Source organism: Bradyrhizobium sp. WSM4874 (assembly GCF_055811835.1).
The window spans coordinates 1-2,160 of record NZ_JBVVPR010000131.1 but is presented as its reverse complement, the minus strand read 5'-3'; the positions used below and the strand labels follow the sequence as shown (position 1 = coordinate 2,160).

Annotated in this window: 1 protein-coding gene; it reads right to left on the bottom strand. The window is 56.1% G+C overall.

Translation table 11 applies throughout. From position 1 onward, the window contains the following. Positions 1 to 760 precede the first annotated feature (760 nt). Complete coding sequence (locus AC0L3P_RS39575; protein WP_473309409.1) at positions 761 to 1,456, bottom strand: hypothetical protein; 696 nt, start codon at positions 1,454 to 1,456, stop codon at positions 761 to 763. Positions 1,457 to 2,160: the final 704 nt, after the last annotated feature.

The following is a 2,160-nucleotide window of genomic DNA, read 5'->3' as shown; positions in this document are numbered from 1 at the left end:
GACGATTTTGTCGTCGCTCTGGTCGGGCTACGCCCTCCCGACGCAACGACAAAATCGTAAAGCCCCGCGTTCAGCATGACCCGGCAGGAATCCACTTAAATCCAGCGGGGCGCTATCCAAACAACCGGGGCCAGCTCTGAGTTCCCGGTCGTGTTGCGGCATGCCCAAAGGAATGGCCGATCTCACTGTCTGGCACGATCCTTATCGTGACACCACCTTCGCCTGCAACTGCGTTCATTCTTTTCCTGAACGTACTTGATGCCTTATAAATTGCTTCTGCCATTGTCAGCAGATGGTCGATACGCGGGTCTTCGTCAGGATTTCTTACTTGCGCAATAACATTGCGCCAGCTTGCTCCGTGAACGTTTGAGTTTCTTTGCAACGAAGATCTACGTTGCAGGCCATCTAGTGCTCCACTTGATGCCTGATTCGCAGCTTGAGTACGCGTCGGAGTCGAAGCATTCGACGTATTTTCACTTGAGATTAGGTAAATTTAACGGTCTGCGTTGTGTTGATATACAAATGCCCATGGTGCTATTTTCTAGACGTTTATCATTGTACTATAGTCGCTGTCAGCCAAGAACTTTTCACGAATTTCTGCCACCCATCTCGTCGTCATGCTTCCCGGAGACCGGGTAGCTTTTGGTCAAGGGTGTCTCCATGGATGATCTCAAGCTGCGCATCGGAGGTGTCGGTCGGAAAACCCATTGAGGATGTAGATGCCCTCGCGCACGCTGGCCCAGCATGGCAGATGCAGCGATCACAGATTCCGTTTCGCGTACTCTTGCTCATACCGACCCAAATGACCAGTAGCCAATGAATTTGCCACTGCATCGTTCTCCGACCGGGGGCTAGGCTCGATGTGCCCCTGGTCTGTAACCATGCAATGCCATGCGTTGGGGTTGTCGAGACCAACCCGACGCAGCGTTTCGTGCGCTTCCATATAATAAGCCTGAACGTTGCGAGTTGAGTTGTATTCAACCCTTTCAAAGCTTTCCGCGTATTCGCGGGGGGAAAGCTGGGCGATGGCTGCATTGCGCTCGCATTCTTCGAATGCGCGCTCCAGCGAAGCATTGCTCAATTCAAAGGCAAGAACGCCCATAGCAATGGTGGGATCGCGCGCCATCATCTCTCCCAGCACCACCACCCTCTGTTGGAAATCGAAATACGCTGTGGATACTTCGGGATCAACGCGAATCCCTACCCTGCCTTCCTTCTGGACGGTCGCCATGGTCTGCCGGAACGTTTGGGAATCCGCGAATATCAGGAAAACATGCGTGATAGCCTGCGCGAGTCGCGGGTCCTTCCCATCGTGTTGCAAGGTGGTGGTGGTGAGGTGCGCCCACTCTTGCGCCCGTTCTTGGAGTGCTTGAGGGTGCGAAGAAGCAGTGCCAATGTCAAAAGTGGCATTAGGGTTCCAAGCGTGAGAAGGCCACATATCGGCAGGATCGGCCAAGTGCTCACCAGTCGACGCGCCTTGCCACTCATGGGCTGAGTCATACAAGTTGCCCTGGTATTCTGACCAGCCGCTAAAACCCTCATGGCCGGACCATCCTGCCCCTTGCCAATTGGGTGAGCCCTGCGGTTCGGGAGAAGCCGCGCGACGCGGCGGGGAAGGCAAAGCATCGCGCAGCGCGCTGGTCGAGGAGGAAGACGAGTCCCTATGCGATGACAGCGGTGATTCGGACGGCGAGGGCGGCTCTGTAGCGTGGGTTGCATAATGCTCAGGTGAACCTGCCACGCTCGGCTTTGAAGCGCATAGACCCATGTCGATCTCCTGCAGTGACTGTAGAAGCAAGTTTGGCGGGGAGCGCTCCGCTTCGCTTCGCCTCACCGAAGTCCTGAAATGGACCCGCGGAACGGGACCACTTGAGCCGGTTTGTTAGTTGGAAACTGACCGCTCCTGATCACTTTCTATCACGCTGCCAGAGACTCTGTCTGCTGCTGTTGCTGTGGGCATGTGGTCAACGCGTCAGGGTCGCCCCTTCGCCTGATCGACGGTGAGCCCGCTTGGCCGCCAAGTGAGCTGGTCCCGTTTGTCTGAACAGAATCTCCGCGTCGATAAGTGGAGCCTCTGCCGAGGTTAGGCCGCCGCGCGGAGCGGAGGAAGATCGAAGTAGGCTTGATCCGGAGTGCGGTCGTCAAGGCTCGAATGCGGCC